The organism is Sorangiineae bacterium MSr11367, assembly GCA_037157805.1.
Classification (GTDB): domain Bacteria; phylum Myxococcota_A; class Polyangia; order Polyangiales; family Polyangiaceae; genus Pendulispora; species Pendulispora rubella.
Genome location: CP089983.1, coordinates 9,424,646 through 9,447,084 on the forward strand (window position 1 = coordinate 9,424,646; position 22,439 = coordinate 9,447,084).

Here is a 22,439-nt window from a genome sequence, read left to right on the forward strand (position 1 = left end):
ATCGACAGGGATTGGCACGCGCGTGCCACAACGTCGTCCAATTTCCGGTATTCTCGCGCACAACGAACGATGCGCCTTCTGATTGCCGATAAGTTGCACCCCCGTGCGGTTGAAGAGCTTTCTGCCCTTCCCGTCGAAGTCATCTACGAACCGGAGCTTACCAAGGAATCGTTGGAGCAAAGAATCGCGAGCGCCGGGGTGCTCGTGGTGCGCTCCACCCCCGTCACGGCGACGGCGCTGGACAATGCGAAGACGCTGCATTTGATCGTGCGCGCAGGCGCCGAGTACCAATCCATCGACGTGCGCGCGGCGAGCCGTCGCGGCATCTACGTGGCCAATTGCCCGGGCAAGAACGCCGCCGCGGTGGCCGAACTCGTGATGGGCCTTTTGGTGGCCATCGATCGGCGCATCGTCGACTCGGTTACGTCGCTGCGCGAGGGCCAATGGCGACGCGCGGAATACAGCAAGGCCGAGGGGCTGTACGGAAAGACGATTGGCATCGTCGGCATGGGCGCGGTGGGGCGCGAGGTCGCGCATCGCGCGAAGGCCTTCGGGCTCACGGTCATGGGCTACAGCCGTTCGCTCAGCGCCGTGCGCGCTGCGGAATTGGGCATACTGCATGCAACTTCGCTGGACGAGCTCGCGTCGAAGTCGCACGTGGTGTCGCTGCACCTTCCCATCAACGAGCGCACGCGGCACATCGTGGGCAAGCGCTTTTTGGCTGCGCTTCCCCCCCGCGCCATCCTCATCAACGCGGCGCGCGCCGATCTGGTCGATCAAGCGGCGCTGCGAGAGGCGGTGGCCACGCGCGGATTGCGCGTGGGGCTCGACGTGTATTCGGACGAACCGCGTGGGAAGGACGAGTACGCGACCGACATCTTCGGCCCGTACGACGGAGAGAACGCGGGGTTCGTCTACGGAACACCGCACATCGCGGCGGCGACGGATCAAGCGCAGCTCGCCGTGGCCACGGAAACGGTGCGGGTCATTCGGAGCTTTTTGCTCGAAGGACACGTGCCCAACGTCGTGAACGTGACGACGTCGATTGCCAATTTCCAAGTCGTGATTCGCATGCAGGACAAAATCGGGACTTTCGCGAACGTGCTGTCCGTTCTGAAGCGACATGGCATCAACGTGGAGGAAGTCACCAACAGCGTGTTCGAAGGAGGCGGCGCATCCTGTGCCAAGCTGCGGGTGGTGTCGCGCCCGTCAGAAATGTGCCTCCAAGAGATTCGCGCTTTCGACGAAGTGCTGCACGTCGACGTGGTGACGCTCCCCAATCTGGCGTAGGACCTCTCCCATGAGCCGCAGCACCCTCACCGTTCTTCGCATCTTGGCCGCGGCGGTGGTGGCGGCAGTGCTCTTTCCGAGCATCGCGGTGTCGGGTTGTGGCGGTTCGAAGGGGTCGCCTGCCGTCGACGCGGGAAGCACGTCGGCCGCAGCCCACGTGAGCGCGGCCGACGCCAAGGCGGACGCGGGCGCCGCAGCGAACAGCGCCGCAGCGCCCGACGCGGGCGTCGTCGACGAGCCGGCCCCCACCGTCGACAATGCGGATCTGACCCTGCGCGGGCGCCACTTGCTCGAGGCCATCGCGCACGGCGAACCGAAGCTCGCCTCCGACATCGTCTACCCGCGCGACGCGTACATCGCAACGAAAGACCAGCCGGATCCCGGCAAGCAGTGGGACAAGAAGGTGTACCCCATCTTCGAACGCGACGTCGCCAACGTCCGAAGGCGTCTTCACGTGCCGGAGAATGCCCAATTCGTCTCGTTCGAATTGGGCCCGGCGATCGCGCAATCCCCGGTGAAGAAGCGCGATCTGAAGCAGCCCGTGTGGCGGGTGCGGCACTCGAAGCTCGCCTTTGCCGTCGGCGGCAAGCCGCAGCGCATCGAGATCGCCGAGATGACCGGCTGGCACGGTGCCTGGTACGTGAGCAAGCTGCGCTAGCGCCGGCGCACGAGTCATCTCGTGTCATTTGTAGGCGCGCGGGGCGCGCTGCACGTTGGAACGCATGAAAACGATCACGCTGGCGCTTGCCGTCGCCGCGGGCATGACGCTCTGTCTGCAGACGGCGTGCGATCCGGACGGATGCGGCTTCGGCACGTCCCCGCACGCGAAGTACTATTGCGATAGCCCCCCCGGCACCGGGGTCACCGGCTCCTTTTCGCTCAAGCTCGCCGACGGAACCACGTGGAGCACCGAGGCGGAAAACATCGACGCAGGTGCCAGCACCGTGGGTCGGCGGAACTACGTCAGGGTCGAGGGCGCGAGGTATTCCAGCGACTGGAACATCACCGTGCGCACGGCCGGCGACGACCAATCGCGCGCCATGATTCGCTTCGACCCGTCGTTCTCGCCCAAAGCGCTCGGTGACTACCCTGCGACGCTTCTCTCCTGCCCCAAGGGAGACATGTACCTCTCCGAGGACACCTATCCGCAAAAGCAAATCACGTGCTCCTCGCGGAACGGTTCGTCCGTCGCCGTCGTTTCGCGCGCGCTCGCGATCCGCGTCGACTCGATCGATGGCGCGAGCACTCGCTACGGCATCGCCGACGGCGACATTCATCTCGTCGCCGTGCGCAGCATCGGCACGGGCTGCTACGAGCACGCCAATTGTTACTAGCTACTTCGAGCGCGCGTCGCGTTCGATCTCGGCGAGAAGCTCGTCCACCTTCTGCTGCTTCTCCACGGCCTCGTCGTAATAGAAGCGAAGCTCGGGCGCGACACGCAAACTGAGCTCCTTCGTAATGGACGAACGCAGCATACCAGCGGCGCTCTTCAAGCCGATCATGAGCTCCTTCTGCCGCGCCTCGTCGCGCTCCACCAGATCGAGCAGCCGCACGTAAACCTTCGCATTGCGCAGATCGTCGGTCACGGTCACGCGCGACACCACGACCCCGGCCACCCGCGGATCGCGCACCTTGCGCGCGAGCAGGTTCGCCAATTCCTCGCGGATCCCTTCGGCGACGCGGGTCGCCCGTTTCACTTCAGCGGCCATCGTCGCCTCCTGGGTACAAATCCTCCCCCACCGTGATGATCTCCGTCGCGTGCTCCGTGAGCACCGCGTCCTCTTGCGTCTCCGCGGCGCGCGCTACTTGGGACATCACCGAGTCGCACACGGCGGCATCGCCCGAAACGACGCTCACGCCGAAGACCGCGCGCTGGAGCAAATCCTGCGCGTCGACCTCGGCGATGGATACGTCGAACCGGGCGCGGACGCGGTCCCGGAACTTCCGCACGACGCTGCGCTTTTCTTTGAGCGAGCGTGCGTGCGGAATGTGGAACGTGAGCCGTAAAACACCGACGAACACCGGGAAATCTTACAGCTTCTGCTTGATCTCTTCGATCTCGTACGACTCCACGATGTCCTTCTCTTTGACCTCGGTAAAGCCTTCGAAGCTGAGACCGCACTCGAAGCCGCGCTCGACGTCTTTCACGTCTTCCTTGAAGCGCTTCAGGGCGTCGAGCTTGCCGTCCCACACCACCACGCCGTCGCGGACGATGCGGGCCTTGTTCGTTCGCTTGACGGTTCCTTCGATGACGTAGGAACCCGCGACCACCGTGCCCTTGACCTTGAAGATGAGACGAACTTCGGCTTTGCCGGACGTCTTCTCGACGAGGGTCGGAGGCAGGAGGCCTTCCATCGCGTTTCGGACGTCTTCGATCGCGTTGTAGATGATCGAATAGATCCGAATCTCGATCTTGTTCTCTTCGGCGTGCGCGCTCGCCTTGCCTGCGGGGCGGACGTTGAAGCCGATGACGATGGCCTTGGCGGCGATGGCGAGGTTGATGTCACCCTCGGTGATCGCGCCGACGCCGGCGTGGATGATGGCGAGCTTCACGCGATCCGTGGACAGCTTGGAGAAGGCGTCGGCCACCGCTTCGACCGAGCCCTGCACGTCGCCTTTGACGATGACACGCAGCTCTTGCTGCGACGAATCCGCCATGCGCTTCGAGATCTCTTCCAGCGAAACCTTGGCCGTCGCCGGAATGAGGCTGCGCGCCATCTTTCCTTTGCGGCTTTCGGCGATCTCTTGCGCCTTCTTCGGATCCTTGACCGCGTGCATCGGGTCGCCGGCGCCCGGAACCTCGGACAGACCGAGGATCTCGACCGGCGTCGAAGGACCGGCCTCGTGCACCTGCTTGCCGTGCTCGTTGGTCATCGCGCGGACCTTGCCGAAGCCCGCACCGGCCAAGAGGAAGTCGCCCACGCGGAGCGTTCCGTCTTGCACCAGGACGCGCGCCACCGGACCGCGACCGCGATCGAGGAGGGCCTCGAGCACGGTGCCGCTGGCGGCCTTCTTCGGGTTGGCCTTGAGGTCCATGACCTCGGACTGGATCGAGATCATCTCGAGCAGCTGCTCGATGCCCGCGCCGGTGTGCGCCGACACGTTCACGAAGATGGTCTCGCCGCCCCACTCTTCGGGCTGCAGACCAAGTTCGACCAGCTCGCGCTTCACACGCTCGGTGTCCGCACCCGGCTTGTCGATCTTGTTCACGGCGACGATGATCGGCACCTTGGCCGCGCGCGCGTGGTTCACGGCCTCTTTCGTCTGCGGCATGACGCCGTCGTCGGCCGCCACGACCAGGATGATCAAGTCGGTGACGCTGGCGCCGCGTGCGCGCATCGCGGTGAATGCCTCGTGACCCGGCGTGTCCAAGAAGACGATGGGACCGTGCTTCGTACTCGCACGGTACGCACCGATGTGCTGCGTGATGCCGCCCGCCTCACCGGTCGCCACGCTGGCCGAACGGATCTTGTCGAGGAGGCTCGTCTTGCCGTGGTCGACGTGACCCATGACGGTGACGACCGGCGGACGCGTGATGAGGTTCGTGTCGGTGCTTTTGTCGGGCGTATCGGCGGCAACCGCCTCTTCGCCTCGAGCGGCCGCGATGCTTTCCTCTTCACTCTTCGCGAGGTCCTCGACCTCCCAGCCGAACTCGGAGGCAAGGATCTTCGCGGTGTCGGCATCGAGCGTCGTGTTGATGTGCACGCCCGTCATGCCCATCGAGAGAAGCTTCATCAGAAGCTCCGTCGACTTGAGCGACATCTTGCCGGCCATCGATTGGAGCGTGATGTTCTCCTCGATGCGGATGACCTTCTTGTGCTCGCTCATCTCCTTGGTGGAGACGGTGGCCGGCGGGCGCTTCTGCATGTGCTGGCCGGGTCGACCGCCGAAGCGCTGACCAGGACCACCACCGCCGGGACGCATGCCAGGACGGCCGCCTTGCGGGCCGCCGGGACGCATGCCGGGACGACCTTGCGCCTGGCCTGCGCTCGCACGCGGGTTGTACTCGGTGCGGCGCGCCATCGAGCCGGCTTGACCGCCGCCGATGGCACTTCGCGGAGCACTCGCCGGTGTGGGCATCGGCACGCCCGGACGCCCCGTCCAGTACTCCACACCGGTCTTCGGCGTCGCAGGACGCGGAGGCGGCGGCGGGGGTGCCGGAGGCGGCGGGGGCGGCGCCACTTCCACCACCGGGGCAGGCGGCGGCGGCGGCTCCTCCACCACGGGCGGAGGCGGCGGCGCCGCTTCCACCACGGGGGCGGAGGCCCCAGGCGCGGCTTGGGCGGCCGCTCCTGAAGGTTCGCTCTTGACGATGATCTGGGGTGACGAAACCCGCTCGGGCGCGACCGGGACCGGCGTCGGCACGGGGGGAGCTGTCACCGCATGAGACGATTCGCGCGGGGCCGGTATGACCGGGGGCGGGGCTTGCACGACCGGTTCCTCCGTCGTCGTGGGAATTTCATGAACCGAAACGGGCGCGGGAACGGCAGCCGCGACCGTGTTATCGACATCGTCGGTCGGCTCGACATGGGGCGAGCTGACACGGGCCGGCGGAACGGGCGTCGAAATCGCCGGCGTGGAGACGGGGGGCGGCGGCGCCGCGACGGGCGTCTCCAGGCTCTCGAGCGAATGCACGCTCGCCCGCTCCGGGGGAATCTGTGAGGACACGTCGCGCGTGCTCCGCCGATCCTCGGCGGCCACGTTGCGACTGGAGAGCCGGTCGGCACTGGGACGATCCGCCCGCAGCGCAGACGCTGCTGCAGCGAGACCCCCACCGTCGACGTGCCCGTTGTGATCCGTATCGAGAAGCGACACGTCGGTGCGGCTGCTCGCGGGCGCGGGCGGCACGTGCGACGACGACGGCAACCGCGACAACGACGGACGCGACTCCGCGGGCGCCGGGGCACCCGGCTTGGCCACCGCGCGGCGCTTGACCACGGTCGGGCGAATTCGCTCCTCCACGACGTCGTGGGTCTTCTGCTTCTCGAGGTGACGCTTCACGCGCTCCACGGCTTCCGGCTCGACAGAGCTCATGTGATTGCGCACCTCGTTGATGCCAACGGCCTGAAACAGTGCCACGACCGCCTTCGGATCGAGGTTGAGCTGCTTGGCTACTTCGTACACGCGCACTTTGCTCATCGACCCTCGCTTACCGCAGCGGACACACGTCCGAGGCCTGCGACCGCCCGGTGTTCGGACTCGTCATCCGAAAACCTGCATGCATCACCCTGTGCAAACACCGCCTGCAGCTCCGAGGCGATGCTGGCGCTCGTTACCGCAACGAGTGCCACTTCATCTCGACCGAGGAGGCGTCCCACCCCTTCTTTCGTGCCCCAGGCAATCGCGCGTCCTCCCGCAATCGCTTCGGCAATCGGACGCCGCGACACCACGGTCTTCGTATCGCGCGCGACGACGATCACTACGTCCTTTCTCTGTTCGAGTAGCTCACACACCGCGTCGGCCCCGAGCACGAGATAGCCCGAACGGCGCGCCGCCAAAAGAAGTCCTTCGAGCCGGCGGTCCGAGCCCGCCGCAATCTCCGACCCGATATCGGCAGCGTTCGCCACGACCCGGGTCTTGAAGCTGCGCGAGAGCCCCCCTTTGCAGGCCTTCTCGAGACAGCTCCGGCGCGCATGCACGTAGGCCCCGCGCCCAAACGACGAATTGCCCACGTCCACGAGAACCCGGCTGGTGTCGGCCCCAGCCTCCGCTTTGGGGGCCGCACCAGGGTGGTCCTCCACCAAAACGAGGCGCACGAAGGCCGCCGGAGAGTCTTTCTCTCCGCAGCCGACACACGTACGACCGTGCGCCTTTCCGTGTCCTCGTTGTTGGGGGTTCGCTTTACTCATGAAGATCGTTGGTCTCTCCATCCATCCTAAAGGGTTGCCTTGGAAGCCGGTGCCACAACCGTCTTCGAATCTTGTGCGGCCTTGACGGCCTCTTTACGGGCGGAATCGATCACCTTCCACTCGTTCTGGAGGAACTGTTCGGCGCCCTGCTTGATGACCCGGGCCTTCTTGATGCCGAGGCCGGTCTTGATAGCCAGCTTGTCCTCATCCTCTTTGTTCACGTCTTCGACGCTGCGGTAACCCGCCTCCTCGAGGAGTTGCGAGGTGCGCTCGCCCACCCCGCGGACGAACAAGAAGCGTTCACGTTCGCTGAGCGGCTCCGTCCGGCTGAGCGCCGCGGAGATGCGGCCCTGGCGCAGACGCTCCATGGTCGACTCGGCCGCCTCGCGCATCCGCGCCGCACCTTCTTCACCGCCGAGGCCCGGAATGGCCGCGAGCTCCTGCTCCGTGGCCTCGGCCAGCTCCTCGAGGGCGCGGAAGCCGAGTCGGTACATGCTGCGGGCGACGGGCTCCGTCACCATGTCGAGCTGCTGGAGGGCGCTGATGGCTTCTTCTTCCATCTGCTTGAACTTGGACTCGCTGATGATGTCCAAGCGCCACCCGGTCAAGTGGTGCGCGAGGCGCACGTTCTGACCCTTGCGGCCGATGGCCAAGGACAGCTTCTCGTCGGGAACCACGAGCTCCATGCGCCCGTCGGCTTCGTCGACGATGACCTTGTTGACCTCCGCCGGCTGAATCGCCGCGCACACGAAGCGCGCCGGATCCCGGTCGTAGGGCACGATGTCGATCTTCTCGCCGCGCAGCTCCTGCACGACGGCCTGCACGCGCGAGCCCTTCATGCCGACACACGCGCCCACCGGATCGACGTCCGCATCGCGGCTGGTGACCGCAATCTTCGAACGCGCGCCCGGCTCGCGTGCACACGCCACGATGCGCACGATGCCTTCGTAGATCTCGGGGACCTCGGCTTCGAACAGCTTCTCGACCAACTTCGGATCGCTGCGCGAAAGAATGACCTGCGGGCCACGCGCCTCGCGATCGATGTCTTTCACGTAGGCGACGATGCGGTCGCCGGGGCGGTACGTCTCGCGCGGGGTCTGCTCGCGGAACGGCAGGATGCCCTCCGTGCGACCCAAGTCGACGATGATGTTGTTGCCCTTCTCGAAGCGCCGGACGACGCCCTTGATGAGCTCACCCTTCCGATCTTTGTACTCGTTGAAAATGAGGTCGCGCTCTTCGTCGCGAACGCGCTGGATGAGAACCTGCTTGGCCGTCTGCGCCGCGATGCGGCCGAAGGCGGTGCGGGCCTGCTTCACGTTGAGCAGGTCGCCGAATTCTTTGTCCTGCTCCGCCGCCTTCTTCGCGTCGGAGGGGTGCCAGAAGATCTGAAAGCCGAGTTCTTCCCCGAGCTCCGCCTCGAGGCCCAGGCGCTGCGCGTCTTCGACCGCGATCTCACGGTCTTCGTCGGCCACGTCCTCGACCACCGTCATGTACTGAAAAAGGTCGACCTGGCCGCTGTCTTCGTTGAAGCGAGCCTCGAGCTCGCGCGTGGGGCCGAACGCGCTCTGCGCGGCCTTGAGGATGGCTTCTTCCACCGTCTTGATGAGGCGGGTCTTATCGATGCCCTTGTCCTTCGCGACCATGTCGATGGCCTGAAGGAGGTTCAAATCGGGCTGCGCTGGGTTTTGCTGGTTGAGTGCCATCTTGTTCTCACCGGGAAGGATGCTTGGCAGGTTTTCCGGGCTTTTTGGTAGCGCCGCGCTTGTTCGCGGAGCTGGCGGAGCCGGGCTTCGGTGCCGGACCAAATTCGAAAACCAGCCGCGCGGCAGCGATGTTTTCGAGTGAAACTTCGTAGGTGCGGGATCCGTCTTCGACCGGGATCACGCCTTCTTTGGGCTCCCCCAGAATGCCCGTGATGACCTTCTGTCCTTCCGGGGTCGCAGATTTTAGCTTCAGACGCGCTTTCTCTCCCGCAAACCGGGCGAAGTCGCGTTCGTCACGGAGCGGCCGCTCCACGCCAGGGGAACTGACCTCGAGATTGTAACGATGCGGAATCGGATCGGCCACATCGAGAGCGGGGCTCAAATCCCGCGCGATATGGGCACAAAGCTCGAGATTGACCGCCGCGTCGCGCGTGCTGGCATGACTTTCGGCGCTTCCGAGTTTTTCGACGTAGACCCGAAGGACCCACCCCGCTTGCTCCGTTTTCAGCTCGATATCCACCAGCTCCGCACCGTGTGCGGACACGATCGGCAAAATGACGGCTTTAAGCCGCTCTCGGTCGTAGGAAGGTGTGGTGTTCGTGTTCGAGTCCATGCGAAAAAAAACGCGGTGCCCCGGGTTTGGGGTCCGCGCGTGGAAAACCACCAACTGAGGCGCGCGGAAGATAGCGCCCTGAGGGCGCTCATGCAAGAGCGACACGCGTGCCCATGCCCACAGCGTTAAAAGTGGGCCCGCCCCCCTGGACGGAAGCACACTGTGTTCCTGATATACTAGGGGTTAACCGCCCGATCTGCCGACCGCTATGGAAAATTCCTCAGACGACCGCTCCTCCTCCCCCGTCGTGGGTACCCCGCCCGGCGGCACCCCGGCCGCCGCCAACCGGACAACCCGTCACCGGGCGCAAAACGCGCGCGGACGCATCCTGATCGTCGACGACGAGGCCAACGCCCGCGCCGCGCTCAGCGAAATCCTCCACGAGGAAGGGTACGCCACGGAAACCGCGGCCGACGGCTTCAAGGCCCTGGGCAAGCTGGAAGAGTTTTCGCCCGACGTCATCCTGACCGACCTGAAGATGCCCGGGCTCGATGGCATCACCTTCATGGATAAGGCCCGCGCCGCGGCGCCTGGGGCCGTGTTCGTGGTGATGACCGCCTTCGGCACCATCTCCAGCGCGGTCGCGGCCGTCAAAAAGGGCGCGGACAACTACCTGACGAAGCCGCTCGAGTTCGAGTCGCTCAGCGCGATCGTCGAGCGCGCGATGGAAAAAGCGCGGCTGCTGCAGGAGGCGCGGCAACTCCGCGACCGTCTGCGCGAGCGCAATGCCTTCGGCCTCATCGTCAGCGATGACCCGAAAATGCACGAAATCCTCGAGCTCGTGGCCCAAGTGGGGCCGAGCCGGGCGAGCGTGCTCATCATGGGTGAGAGCGGCACCGGCAAGGAGCTCATCGCCGAATCGATCCACGCAGCCTCGCCCCGCGTGCAGAAGCCGTTCGTTCGGCTCAACTGTGCGGCCCTCGCCGAGTCGCTCCTCGAGAGCGAGCTTTTCGGCCACGAGCGTGGCGCATTCACCGGTGCGGTGGGCCGGCGCGACGGCCGCTTCAAGCAGGCCGACGGCGGCACGCTGTTCCTGGACGAGATCGGTGAGATTCCGCTGGGAACGCAGGTGAAGCTGCTGCGCTTCCTGCAGGAGCGCACCTTCGAGCGCGTCGGCGGCAACGAGACGCTGAAGGTCGACGTCCGCGTGATCTGCGCCACGAACCGGGATCTGCAAGAGGAGATCAAAAAGGGCCGCTTCCGCGAAGACCTTTTCTACCGCCTCAACGTGGTGACCATCAATTTGCCCCCGCTGCGCGATCGGCGGAGCGACATCCCGGCGCTGGCCAGCTTTTTCCTGCGCCGTTACGCGGCCGAGAACGGGCGCAACATCGAGGGCATCAGCGACGAAGCACTCGAGCGCCTGGCGAGCTACGCGTGGCCCGGCAACGTGCGCGAGCTGGAGAACGCGGTCGAGCGCGCCGTGGTGCTCTGCGAGGGCACGCAGATCGAGGCGCGGCACCTGCCGCCCACGTTGGTGCCGCAAACGCAGCGCGAAGGTGCACCGCCCATCCCGGGCTCCACGATCGCCGATCTGGAACGCTACGCGATCCTGAAGACGCTCGAGGCTTGCGGTGGCTCCACGTCGAAAGCCGCGATGCTGCTCGGCGTTTCCACGCGCAAGATCCAGTACAAGCTGCACGAGTACGGGACCTCGGGCACCTTGGGCCTACCCAACGCCACGCCGGCCAGCACGCGACGCGAGCGGGACTAGCGCGTCTTGGAGAACGCCCCCGTTCTCGCCGTTTCGAAGCTGGCCAAGACCTTTCGCAAGTCGTTCTCGTCGAAGACCATCGAGGCGGTGCGCGGGGTCTCGTTCGAGGTGGGGCGCGGGCAGGTCTACGGCTTTCTCGGGCCGAACGGCGCGGGCAAGAGCACGACGTTGAAGATGATCACGGGCCTCGTCGCCCCCACGTCGGGCGGTGCGGCGCTGTTCGGGGCTCCGTTCTCGCACGACAGCCTGCGAAGGGTCGGATTCCTCCCCGAGACCCCTTACGTGCACCCGCACTTGTCGCCGCGTGAGTTCGTCACGCTGTGCGCGCGCCTGAGCGACATGCGCGATCCGGCGGCTCGCGTGTCGAACGCACTGGCGCGCACCGGCGTGGGTGACGCCATCGATCGCCCCGCGCGCACGCTGTCCAAGGGCACGCTGCAACGGGTGGCCCTCGCCGCGGCGTTGGTGCACGCACCCGAGTTACTCATTCTGGACGAACCCATGAGCGGACTCGATCCGGCCGGTCGCAAACAGGTGCGCGATCTCGTGTTGGAGGAGAAGGCAAAGGGCAACTCCGTGCTGCTCTCGAGCCATGTGCTCAGCGATGTCGAGTTGCTCTGCGAGCGCGTGTGCATTCTGCGTGCGGGAACGGTGGCATTCGAGGGGCCGCTGGCCGGTGTGTTGAATGAAACGTTTCGAACCGAAATAACGCTAATTGAAAATCAGAAGACGGATATCATCATTGCCATTGGTGAGGCCGAGATCGCCGGCGTGCTCGAGCGAGCTCTCGCACGCGGCGCGCGTGTGGTGAGCGTGACGCCGAAGCGCGAAACGCTGGAAGAGCTCTTCGTTCGCCGCGCGTTGTGAAGACGGAACGTCGCCCGACAGGCCATCCGTCTTGCAGCGATGTTCTTCGAACCGAACGAAATTTTGCATTTTTGACGTATTGACGTCGCACGTCCCATCAATCTAAATAACGCAACAAGCAATCCCCTCCATCGAAATACGATTTCGATGGCATGGCGTCTTGGACCCGCAGCGTTGCTCATTGCCGCAGCGAGGGATTGCACCGATTTGGGTTTCAATCCACCACACACGTCTTCAGGTCGGTAGGTAGCCGCCCCGCGGACGAAGGAAATTCTCCATGTTGAGAGCGCAATTCATCGTCGCATTGCCGTTGCTGTTCGTGGCCGCCGCTTGCAGTTCGCAAGGGGGCGATGCGATGCAGGAACGAACCGGCAGCGTCAAACAACCGGAAGCATGGTCTCCGCGCGACAATCCATCTTTGTTCACCTCGAATTTGGAAAAACGTTTATCGAATCTTCCACGAATTGGTGAAGCAGCGAAAATACCTTGGGCCGGCAGCTATTGGCCTACGTTCAAAGATGGGATCAATTACCGCTGGGACGGGCCGAATTCCGATTCGCCGGCGAAGAAATACGAGCTGGCCTTCGGGCGCTCGGGGGTGGAAGACGCCGTCTCGCGGACATCGGGCGTCGATGCGCACGGGGGGCGCCGGAGCTGCACGAAGAGTTCACAATGCGATTACAACCAAGGCGAGGCATGCGCAAAGCGCACAGGCGAGAGCCGCGGGCGCTGCATTCCGACGTGGTTTGGCATCTGCCACGCGTGGGCGCCGGCCGCAATTCTGGTCCCCGAGCCCCAGCACGACGTGGTGAAGAACGGCGTGACCTTCCACGTGCCGGACATCAAGGCACTCGTTTCATTGGTTCACGAATCCGTGACAACGAAGTTCGTATCGCTGCGCTGCAATGCCGAAGAAGGCGACATGGATCCGGACGAATATGGCCGGCCCCGGTCCGATTGCCGAGATACCAATCCGGGTACTTTGCACATCCTCTTGGCGAACTATTTGGGCATTCGCAAACAGTCGTTCGTCGAAGATCGGACGTATGATTACCAAGTTTGGAATCAGCCTCTGCGCAACTTCAAGGTGCTCTCCACGGAGACGGTCACGAGCCAGGAGGCCAATGCGCTCGTGGTCGGTGATTCGGAGGATGCGTCGTCGGATTACTTGTTCAACCCGAAAGCCGTCACCTTCGTGCACGTGAAGACGGAAGTGACGTACATCACCGAGTCGGGCCCCGAGGAAGGCCACCTCGCCTCGAAGATCGACGAGTACACGCGCGGGTCGCGTTACGACTACGTGCTCGAGCTCGACGGCAATGGTGAGATCATCGGAGGAGAATGGGTCGGGCGCAGCAAGAGTGATCACCCTGATTTCCTGTGGCTACCCGTTCGGCAGAATGGGGGGACCGTCGCGGGCGGGGCGATTTCGGCGGCGGAGGTGAAGGAGTTGGCCGACCTGTCGGTCGCGCCGGAGTGATGCGCTAAAGGATCGTGCACGTGCGCGTGCACGAGAGACGGTCACGATCACGAGGACGAGCACGCGCTTGCGGGTAGTGCCGAGCTTGAGCTTACGCCGGCGCACACCCGTGCCCGTGTTCGTCCTCGTGATCGTGACACGTGATCGTGCACGCGCACGCGCTCGTGCACGTCTTTCAAGCTTTCAAAATACGCTCAAAACGAGACCTTCACGCCGAGCCCCGCCGCGCCCGGAGCCAACGACGGAACGAGCGATACCGGCCCGGGGATGGGTCGTTTCCGCACGATGACGGTCTGCGGCTCGAAGCGCGCGTTCGCCTCCACGATGCCCGCGACCGCGGTCACGAGGAAGGCGCTGTAGGCGAGGGTGTTGATGAATCCCCACGTCCGCGCCCGGTCGTAGTGCTCGCGCGCATCGGCGGTCTGCGTCGTTCCCGATGGATCGTTGTACGCATCCACGAAGGCGGCCTTCTCCGAATAGTAGAACGGAATCGCCAACGTCCCAGCCGCCAAGAAGAGCGTCTCGGCCCCGAAGAAGAACCAACCGAGCGCCTTGGAGCCATTTTGGAACTGGCCCGCGCCGAAGGGGACGAACGCCACGATGCGTGAGTGCTTGACCGTGATCTTCTCCTCGCTCGCCATGCGCTCCAAAAGCCGCATGCGCTCGAGTTGCCTCAGTTTGTCCTCTTCCTCCCGCACGCGCCGCTCCGCATCGCGCCGGGCCATCTCCCGGGCTTGCGCGTTCAAGCGCTCGCGAATGCGGCTCCGCGTGTCGCTGAAGGCGTCCAGAACCGCGGTGGGAAAGCTGAGAGGGTCCGGCTCGTACTGCGGGTTCTTGAACAGCACCTGCTCGAACAACCCCGCCGCCTCGTTCGGCCGCCGCTGGGCGATCTTCACCGCGCCCCAGTACATCAGCGCCTGCGTGACCAGGTTCGGATCCCGCAGGGTGCCCGTTTTTGGCGCCAGCATCGTGCGAAAGCGCGCGTCGGCCTCGTCGTACTGCCGCGCGAGGTAGGCGTTGCGGCCTTTTTCCAGGTCCGACTGCTCGTCCGCGCGCACGGCGGCGCCGGTCGTAAGACAGGCGGCAACCACCACGGCGGAAAAAAGCGGACGCATGGAACGCATGAAGGAGAGGCCCGGGATGTTAGTCCCTTACTCGTCCGTTGCGAGCCCGAACACCACTTCCGACTGTTGTCCGGCCGATAAAGTCACCGGCTCGGTGCGCCCCGAGGGCAGCTCCACGACGTGGACGGTGATCTTCGACACATTCATCGGCACGCGGCTCTGGATTCCGGCCCGGAGCATGACCGTCGGCTGCTCCTGAATCGTGTAGGATGCATGCACATCGCCTTGGACGACCAGGGACGCTGGCTTGATGGTCAGGGCCACCTCCAGCTCCTCGTTCCCCTCCCCCGCCACCACCACGCGCTGTTTGGGCTCACACGCGTCTTTCTTGCACGTGAACGTGAGCACGTGCCGCTGCGGGTCCACGGTCACGTGGCCGCCAACCTCGACCTCCGTCGGCGCCTCGCCGTCCACGGCCACCTGGATGCCGAACTGCGGCATGAAGCTGCGAAACACGATGTCGCGCGTCGGCACCTTGGCCGCGGTCGGACGTGAAGCGGAGGGCGGATTCACCACCGGCACCCTCCCCGACACCGCCGCCCGCACCACCGAGGACGAAGGCGCTGCGCCGGGCTCCGTCGCCATTGCGGACGGCGACGGCGTCTCCGAGAACGCGCTCGCCGAGGCCGACGGCGCCGGCACTTCGTCCACCACCACGGGCGCGCGGTAAGCCCGCACCGCGAAGAACGCGATGGCGCCACAGGCAAAGGCGCAGAGGACCACCGGCGCAAGACGCTTCATCAAGCGCCGTCGCTCTTCGGCGCGGTGCATCGTCGCGACGATGCGCAGAAGCGCCTGATCCTGCGGCGCATACGCGAGGGCCCGGTTGTAGTCCGCCGCCGCCGCAATCGCATCGCCGCGCTGGCGCGACGCCTTCGCGAGCGCGCACAGGCGCGGGACGATCGCCGCGTCGTGCTTCGCGCGGTACGCCTCGGGATCGGTCATCCAGGCGTCGAGGTCGCCGGACGCGCTCGTCACGTTCAGGCGGCGCAACTCGTCGCCCAGCGCCTCGCGCATCTGGCTGGCGTCTCCGAAGCGCTCCTCCACGTTTCGATGCAGCGCGCGATCGAGAAGCTGACTCCAAATTTTCCCCACCGTGGGGCGTTCGTGCTCGGCGCACGGGTAGATGCCCTCGAGCACGCGGCGGAGCACTTGCGCGGGGTTGCTCCCCTCGAAGGGGAGGTGCCCCACCAGGCATTCGTAGAGCAAGACGCCCGTGCCGAACACGTCGGCCCGGGCATCGACGTCGCCGCCCTCGATCTGCTCCGGCGCCATGTGCGCGGGGCTGCCGAGCACCTGACCGGTGGACGTCACGCCCTGGCTGTCGAGCAGCTTGGCGATGCCGAAGTCGGTCAACTTGACCTTCACGCCCTCGTTCGGACGCCCGTCCTCGCCCGAGAACTCGATGAGAACGTTCTCCGGCTTGATGTCGCGATGGATGACACCGGCGGCGTGCGCGTGCGCCAGCGCGGCGAGCAGCTCCTGCGCGATCTGCGCCCCCACCTCGGGCGGAAGCGCGCCGTACGCCTCGAGAACCTTGCGCAGCGACCGCCCGCGCACGAGCTCGTTGACGAGGTACTGCTCCTCTTCTTCCGGCGAGGAGACGTCGTACACTTCCACGATGTTCGGGTGGCGAAGCTTGGCCACGGCCTTCGCCTCGACGAAGAACCTGTGCGCAATCTCGACCGAGTCCCGGAGGTGTCGGTGAATGACTTTAATCGCGACGTCACGACAGAGTCGCGGATCGCGGGCACGGTAGACGGTGGCCATGCCGCCATGGCCAATCTCCTCGATCACCTCGTACTTGGTGATGTTGGGCATCCGCCCGCGCTGCGTGGCCTTCGTTGCCGGGCCCGTTACCGCCATCGCAGTGGAGTCTAGCTCATTATCCCTTCAAACCGAGTCGTTTCAGGCGACTTCGCAAGGTGCTTTCGCTCAGCCCGAGCGAGCGCGCCGCCCGCGACTGGTTGCCCTCGGCGCGCGCCAAGATCTGAACCAGAATTTCGCGCTCGATATCGTCGAAGGTCGTCCCCGTCTCGGGCACGCGCAACACGATGGTGTCGGCATCTCGCGCCATGGCGGCGCCCATGCTCGATACAGGCGCTGGCGACGAAGGCAGGGCAGACGGCAGGTTTCGAAGTGAACCGAGGTTCCGCACGCTGATCGGGCCCGTGCCAAGGCGCGATCCGCTCTCCGTCGAGCCCCACGGTGACGTGGCTGGCACCTGAGTTGGCAGGCCCAGCTCGTCCGCCTCCACCTCTTCTCCCGCGTGGTAGATGGCGATGCGCTCCATCAAGTTCGACAGCTCGCGTACATTGCCTGGCCACGTATGGCGCTCCAGCACGGCCCACGCAGCATCCGTCAGCCGTGGCAGCATTCGTCCCATGCGTCGTGCGGCCGCCTCGAGCATCGGAGCGCCGAGGCCGCGAACGTCCTCCGGTCGCTCCCGCAACGGTGGAATGTAAATGGGCGCCACCGCCAGCCGGTAATAAAGGTCGAGCCGAAAGATGCCGTCCTTGGCGTCCGCCAGCAGGTCGCGGTTCGTCGCTGCGATGATGCGCACGTCGATGGGACGCGGCTCGGTCGCCCCCACCGGCCAGATTTCGCGCGACTCCAGGGCACGCACGAGCATCGCTTGCAGCGCCAACGGGGCCTCGGCAATCTCGTCCAAGAAGAGCGTGCCACCATCCGCGAGTTCGAACAGACCGCGCCGTGGCGTCGCCATCGGTGGCAGAGAGCTGCTCGAACCCGAACCCGAACCCGGTGCGCGCGCATGACCGAATAGCTCGCTGGCCATCAGCTCTTGAGGAAGCGCGGCCAGATTCTGCGCGACGAAGCGCGCTCGCTTGCGCGCGCTTCGCTCGTGAATGGCGGAGGCCACCAGCTCTTTGCCGACACCGGTCTCGCCGTAGAGCAGAACGCTCGCCTCGGTTCCTGCCACCGCCACGACCTGCTCGAACACCTTCGCCATCGGGGGCGACGTCACGTGCAAGCGCGGACGCGGCGGCACCGCACGCGCCACCGACTCGAGGTCGTCCTTGAGGCGGGCGTTCGCCGAGGTGAGCTCCTCCACCAGGCGACGATTTTCCAACTCGAGCTGGCGCTGCTCCACCGCGCGCAAGATCGTCAGCCTCAACTGCTCCGCGTCCCACGGCTTCTGCACGTACGCGAACACGTGGCCGAGGTTCACGGCGGCGGCCAGATCGTCATGGTCGCTGTAGCCGGTCAGAAGGATCCGCTGCGTATCGCGGAATTGCTCGTACGCGCGCGCGAGAAGCTCCGAGCCACGCATCGGCTCCATGCGCATGTCGCTGACGAGAACGTCGAAGGCTTGATGCGACATCGCCGTGAGTGCCTGCTCGCCATCGGCGACGCACGTCACGTCGAACTCACCCGCGAAGACGATGTTGAAGACGTCCCGAACGTCGTCTTCGTCGTCGGCGTAAAGGACCTTCGCTTTGGTGACCTGCCCCCCACCTTGCTCGGACTTGGAAGCCGTCATCGAGCGGAGGACGTTACCACTTCTCACGCCAGCGCTTTACCGACTTCGAGCGTAACCGTTCGGCAACGGCCCATCGGCGTTTGCGTTACGGGGCGCGATTTCCCGAGGCGGCGAGGATCTCGTTGTGAAAATGCCGGAAAGCGCTCGATTCTGGCCAGATGGGGGCGCCCGCCAGGATCGACGGTACATCAGCCTTCTTGCCGTGGTCGATGGCGATGACCGCCGCTGCGTAGCGCATGGCCCAGTGGATCAGCGGCGATGTCGACGCAGCCGCGCGCAGGGCGCGGGCATCCGAGTCGCGGCTCGTATGCGCAAAGGCGCGCGCCATCGCCAGAAGCCCGCGCCGCAGCCGCGCGATGCGCAGGCGCGCAAAGAACGAAGCCGCTGGCATCGGCATTTTCTCGAGGACCTCGGCCTTCTCGACCGCCGCGCCGCGCGCCCCCTCGAAGGTGTCGAGCAGGGTCTCGATGAAGAGGCGTTGCTCGAGCGCGGCCTCCCACGCGGGACCGCGAACCGCCCGTTCCAGCGCCGTGCGCGCGGCGTCGATCCAGCCGTACGCGGCGTAGGCCGTGGCCACCATCAACGGAGCCATCGTCTCGGGATACATCACACGCTGGAGCGATCCCTGCCACGTCCCCAGAACCCGCTCCGGATCACCGCTCATCAGCAGACGCCGCATGCGGCGGCGGGCAAAATAGGCGGGCAGCATCATCAGGATGACGATGAGCGCGAACGGGAGAAGCAGTCGGGGTTGATCCCACGCCATCCGCCCGGCGATGGCTGCACAGAGCGCGCTCACCGTCAGGGAGATGTAGGAAATGGATCGAGGCCGGGGCGTCATGCTCTAGGAAGGACTCCTGCATACAAGTGTTGGGCCGCAGGCGCTGTGCCGCAACCCAGCATACCGCCCCCCACCGAGGATGGGGTAACTCAGCAAGGATCCAGTTCTATCTCGGGGGCTTGGGGCGGCGGAGCCCCCCAAACCTGCCTAAGGCTTGTCGATGCGATCCGGTGTACCAATACCGTGTCGCCGCAAATATCCACGCACATGAGCACGCTCCATGGCGGCGCGGCGTCCGATTTCGCTGACGTTGCCGTTGCACTCCGCATACAGCGCCGTGAAGTAGTCGCGCTCGAAGCGCGCGAGAACGTCACGTTTGGCATCCTGGAAGGTGCGACCGCGCGTGGGCGTGGAATCCGTGGCCGTCGTGGTGAGTGGCGCGAGATGCTGCGCCACGTCGAGCGTGCCCTCTTTGCCGAAGGCCAGCGCGACGGCGACGACGTTGCGCAGCTCGCGAACGTTGCCCGGCCAATCGTGCCGCATCAAGCGCTCGAGCGAATCGTGCGGGATGCGGTTGTACGCCTGCTTGTCGCCCATATCGGTGAGCATCCGCCGCACCAACGCGGGGATGTCCTCGAGGCGATGACGCAGCGCCGGCAGCTCGATTTTGATCTGCGCGACACGAAAATAAAGGTCCGAGCGGAAGTTGCCGTCGTTGACCTCGCGCACGAGATCGCGGCGCGTGGCGGCGACGACGCGGACGTTCACCGGGCGATAGCTGTTGGAGCCAACGCTCTTGATGCGCTGCTCGGCGAGTGCGCGAAGTAGCTTGGGCTGCACGTCGACGGGAAGCTCTCCGAGCTCGTCGAGGAAGATCGTTCCGCCGTCGGCCTCGACGAAGGGCGAGATGCGCTTGTCGATGGCGCCCGTGAACGAGCCACGCTCATGGCCAAAGAGTGCGCTTTCCGCGAGCGATGCCGGGATGGATCCGCAGTCCACGACCACGAACGGCTTGTTCTTCCGCTCGCTGGCGCCGTGGATGGCTTGCGCCACGAGCTCCTTTCCGGTTCCGGTCTCTCCGGTGATGAGCACCGTGAGCTCGGTGGGTGCGGCCTTGCGGAGGCGCTCGAACACTGCCCGCATGCCGGCGCTGCTTCCGACGAGCGGCCCAAATTCGGCGGCCTCGGGGACGTTCACCTGCTCGGGATTGTTCGGGCTGAACTCGAGCAAGGTGTCGCCGCAGAGGATCGACGTCGGCTTGGTGAGGAAAACCTCGCCAATACGCGTGTCTCCGACGAACGTGCCGTTGCGCGAACCGAGATCGCGAACGCGAACACCGCGTTCGGTCGCCACGAGCTCCATGTGCACGGCGCTGACCTTCCGGTCGTCCAGCACGAGATCGCAGGCCTCGTTTCGGCCAACGACGAGGGTATCGGCGCCTATCTCTAGGGAAGGCTTGTTGCCGGTGCCCTTCGTGATGTTCAGTGCGCCGCCGCGAACTTCGTATTTGCCCTTCGCGACGATGGTTGCGTCCACGGGGTAGGTTTTAGCACGACTGCACCGGGCTTTCGCAACAGGTTGTATGCCGCAAGAAAAAGCTTGCGCGTCTCAGGAGGCCACTGAGAGCTTGAACCGATGAAGTGGCGATATGGGATTGGGCTCGCAGCCCTTAGCTTCGGAGCCTGGATCTTTTCGGCGTGCAGCAGCGATGACAGCAACGCAAGCGGTCCGCCTGCAGGCCAAGATGGTGGGAATGACGTCTTCCTTCCCGATGCAGGTCCAGATTCGGATCCGGGAAACGCGAGCGTCGCATGCCAAAATTACTGCGGATTGGTGGGCGATCATTGCCGTGGCGAGGTGCAAAAGCAGCCACCGACCGAGCCGACGGCACAATACCTATCGACCGACGGATGCCTCCACGCGTGTTCGAAGATGGAGCTCGGACAGCCAAGCGACAGGGACGACATCGACTCGATCTATTGTCGCACCTACCATGCTGGCGCCCCCGCCCAAGGCGATCCGCCCACCCATTGCCCACACGCCGGCATCTCGGGTGGCGGCACGTGCTCGGGCCGTGTGGACTCTGGAGCTACGGGCCGATGCGCCACATTCTGCCATCTCGCACTCGCGCTCTGCGACCCGTCGGCGCTCAAAGCCGCAGGGGTAGCGCTCGTCGACGTGCCCTTCCAAGACGAGGGGGCGTGCCTCAATGAGTGTGGAAAGGACCCCGGCTCGGGTGGCAACACCCCCGCCTTCAACTTCGACTCCTTTCAGAACGAGCTGACGCGAACCGGCGATACGCTCAATTGCCGCCAATACCACTTGGCCGCAGCCTACGACGACAAGCCCCTCGCCGACGGCGGCGTCACGGCGAGCGCCAAGCGAGAGTGCCCGTTCCTTCGCGGCAACGGAGGTCTCATCGGTCCTCCCGACGGCGGTCCCTGCGTCGGAAACTGAGCTCCGGATTCAGCGCCTTCGATCGCCGGAGGCGCTGTCCGCGAACGTGACCTGCGTCGAATCGTCGTCGCGCTCGAGGCGCGTGGGCAAGGAGGGCGGCGGCAGCTGCAACGTGGCCATGACCTGCCACACGCGGCGCCATGCCTCGAGCGCCTCGGCCGCGCTGCGGAAGCGGCGCTCGCGGTCGCGCGCCATCATTTTCTCGAGGAAACGCTCGATGCCGCTGGGCCACTCGTCGCCCGTGGTCGCCGCGAGTGAAGGCGGCTCGCGATCCAATTTGAGCGCGATCAAAGTGAGGGCATTGGTGCCCTCGAAGGGCAGACGCCCCGTGAGCGCCCGGTAGGCGACCGCGCCGAGGGCATAGAGATCCGCGCGCTCGTCGACCCGTGCGGAGCCGCGCACTTGCTCCGGGGCCATGTAGGCGAAGCTTCCCAAGGTGGCATCGAACGCGGTGAGCGAAGGCTCGCTCTTGCGGTTTTTCCGCACCTTGCTGATGCCGAAATCCAGAATGCGCGTCCGCTCCTCGGGCTCGCCATCGGCGATTTCCTTCGCCGTGAGGCGCCGCTTTTCGACGTACAGGTTGGCGGGCTTGATGTCCCGATGAATCACCCCCGCGGTGTGGGCGGCATCGAGGCCCTGCAGCGCATCGTCGACGACCGGGGCCACATCGCCAAAGGACAGGTATTGCTCGCGGCGCAATCGCTCGTCGAGGCCCTCGCCGGTGAGGCGCTCGAAGGCAATCCACAATCGCCCATTGCGATCCTTGCCCGCGCCGAGAATGCGCGCCACGTAGGGCGACTGCACCTGGGCGGCGATCGACGCTTCGCGTTGAAAACGCGCCACGAGGTCGGGATCTTGGGCGGCGCGCTCGTGCAAGACCTTGAGGGCAACCTGTTCGCCGGCCTTGCCATCCGCGGCGTAAACCTCCCCCATTCCGCCCTGTCCGATAAGCTGGCGAACCTTGTAATGCCCGCCAACGACGGTTCCAACGAGCGATCCGGGTTCCGTTGCGCCCATACTCCTCCCACGAATCTAGCAGCTTTTTGTGGCTCTTCTGGA

The 22,439-nt window shown here is 65.3% G+C and carries 19 protein-coding genes and 1 pseudogene; 7 read left to right on the forward strand and 13 right to left on the reverse strand.

The window, feature by feature from the left end:
* The first annotated feature begins 69 nt into the window (after positions 1-69).
* The 3 genes from LVJ94_36210 (at position 70) to LVJ94_36220 (ending at position 2,624) form a co-directional block, all read left to right on the forward strand.
* Positions 70-1,290: an NAD(P)-binding domain-containing protein gene (locus LVJ94_36210; protein ID WXB02349.1), complete on the forward strand. Its 1,221-nt coding sequence runs from the start codon at positions 70-72 to the stop codon at positions 1,288-1,290.
* A 10-nt stretch (positions 1,291-1,300) separates the two neighbouring features.
* Positions 1,301-1,948, forward strand: a complete 648-nt coding sequence (locus LVJ94_36215; protein WXB02350.1) for a hypothetical protein — start codon at positions 1,301-1,303, stop codon at positions 1,946-1,948.
* 64 nt (positions 1,949-2,012) lie between these two features.
* Positions 2,013-2,624 (forward strand): hypothetical protein, encoded by a 612-nt coding sequence (locus LVJ94_36220; GenBank protein ID WXB02351.1) that lies wholly within the window; start codon positions 2,013-2,015, stop codon positions 2,622-2,624.
* Here LVJ94_36220 and rbfA read toward each other — a convergent pair whose 3' ends face one another.
* From rbfA to LVJ94_36255, 7 genes and pseudogenes are all read right to left on the reverse strand, one after another.
* Positions 2,625-2,999, reverse strand: a complete 375-nt coding sequence (rbfA, locus tag LVJ94_36225) for a 30S ribosome-binding factor RbfA (protein WXB02352.1) — start codon at positions 2,997-2,999, stop codon at positions 2,625-2,627.
* Positions 2,989-3,312: a DUF503 domain-containing protein gene (locus LVJ94_36230; protein WXB02353.1), complete on the reverse strand. Its 324-nt coding sequence runs from the start codon at positions 3,310-3,312 to the stop codon at positions 2,989-2,991. Before LVJ94_36230 ends, rbfA begins: the two co-directional genes overlap by 11 nt.
* A gap of 9 nt (positions 3,313-3,321) precedes the next feature.
* Entirely contained in the window at positions 3,322-5,052 is a 1,731-nt protein-coding gene (gene infB, locus LVJ94_36235) for a translation initiation factor IF-2 (GenBank protein WXB10777.1), read from the reverse strand.
* Between the two features lie 1,284 nt (positions 5,053-6,336).
* A pseudogene (locus LVJ94_36240) lies at positions 6,337-6,429 on the reverse strand (translation initiation factor IF-2 N-terminal domain-containing protein).
* A complete protein-coding gene (locus LVJ94_36245; protein WXB02354.1) occupies positions 6,426-7,139 on the reverse strand; it encodes a DUF448 domain-containing protein in 714 nt (237 codons plus the stop codon). Before LVJ94_36245 ends, LVJ94_36240 begins: the two are co-directional and overlap by 4 nt.
* A 26-nt stretch (positions 7,140-7,165) precedes the next feature.
* Positions 7,166-8,842, reverse strand: coding sequence for a transcription termination factor NusA (gene nusA, locus LVJ94_36250; protein ID WXB02355.1), 1,677 nt, complete (start codon positions 8,840-8,842; stop codon positions 7,166-7,168).
* Positions 8,843-8,849: 7 nt separating this feature from the next.
* Positions 8,850-9,455, reverse strand: a complete 606-nt coding sequence (locus LVJ94_36255) for a ribosome maturation factor RimP (protein WXB02356.1) — start codon at positions 9,453-9,455, stop codon at positions 8,850-8,852.
* A gap of 208 nt (positions 9,456-9,663) precedes the next feature.
* On the opposite strand from LVJ94_36255, the gene LVJ94_36260 reads away from it, so the two are divergent.
* The 3 genes from LVJ94_36260 to LVJ94_36270 all read left to right on the forward strand — a co-directional run bounded on the left by LVJ94_36260 (position 9,664) and on the right by LVJ94_36270 (position 13,516).
* On the forward strand, positions 9,664-11,169 hold the full coding sequence (locus tag LVJ94_36260) for a sigma-54 dependent transcriptional regulator (protein ID WXB02357.1): 1,506 nt from the start codon (positions 9,664-9,666) through the stop codon (positions 11,167-11,169).
* Between the two features lie 6 nt (positions 11,170-11,175).
* Positions 11,176-12,036 carry an ABC transporter ATP-binding protein gene (locus tag LVJ94_36265; GenBank protein WXB02358.1) on the forward strand — a complete coding sequence of 287 codons (861 nt, stop codon included), beginning with the start codon at positions 11,176-11,178 and terminating at the stop codon, positions 12,034-12,036.
* Positions 12,037-12,313: 277 nt separating this feature from the next.
* A complete protein-coding gene (locus LVJ94_36270) occupies positions 12,314-13,516 on the forward strand; it encodes a hypothetical protein (GenBank protein ID WXB02359.1) in 1,203 nt (400 codons plus the stop codon).
* 194 nt (positions 13,517-13,710) lie between these two features.
* On the opposite strand, the gene LVJ94_36275 is transcribed toward LVJ94_36270, so the two are convergent.
* The 5 genes from LVJ94_36275 to LVJ94_36295 form a co-directional block, all read right to left on the reverse strand.
* Complete coding sequence (locus LVJ94_36275; protein WXB02360.1) at positions 13,711-14,631, reverse strand: hypothetical protein; 921 nt, start codon at positions 14,629-14,631, stop codon at positions 13,711-13,713.
* 36 nt (positions 14,632-14,667) lie between these two features.
* Positions 14,668-16,506: a protein kinase gene (locus LVJ94_36280; GenBank protein ID WXB02361.1), complete on the reverse strand. Its 1,839-nt coding sequence runs from the start codon at positions 16,504-16,506 to the stop codon at positions 14,668-14,670.
* A 19-nt stretch (positions 16,507-16,525) separates the two neighbouring features.
* On the reverse strand, positions 16,526-18,142 hold the full coding sequence (locus LVJ94_36285) for a sigma-54 dependent transcriptional regulator (GenBank protein ID WXB02362.1): 1,617 nt from the start codon (positions 18,140-18,142) through the stop codon (positions 16,526-16,528).
* Positions 18,143-18,227: 85 nt separating this feature from the next.
* A complete protein-coding gene (locus LVJ94_36290) occupies positions 18,228-18,983 on the reverse strand; it encodes a hypothetical protein (GenBank protein ID WXB02363.1) in 756 nt (251 codons plus the stop codon).
* A gap of 147 nt (positions 18,984-19,130) precedes the next feature.
* Positions 19,131-20,459: a sigma 54-interacting transcriptional regulator gene (locus tag LVJ94_36295; protein WXB02364.1), complete on the reverse strand. Its 1,329-nt coding sequence runs from the start codon at positions 20,457-20,459 to the stop codon at positions 19,131-19,133.
* A 99-nt stretch (positions 20,460-20,558) separates the two neighbouring features.
* Between LVJ94_36295 and LVJ94_36300 the strand changes: the two genes are divergently transcribed.
* The gene (locus LVJ94_36300) at positions 20,559-21,380 is read left to right on the forward strand and encodes a hypothetical protein (GenBank protein ID WXB02365.1); all 822 of its coding nucleotides are present in this window, start codon (positions 20,559-20,561) and stop codon (positions 21,378-21,380) included.
* 9 nt (positions 21,381-21,389) lie between these two features.
* Here LVJ94_36300 and LVJ94_36305 read toward each other — a convergent pair whose 3' ends face one another.
* On the reverse strand, positions 21,390-22,397 hold the full coding sequence (locus LVJ94_36305) for a serine/threonine protein kinase (protein WXB02366.1): 1,008 nt from the start codon (positions 22,395-22,397) through the stop codon (positions 21,390-21,392).
* Positions 22,398-22,439: the final 42 nt, after the last annotated feature.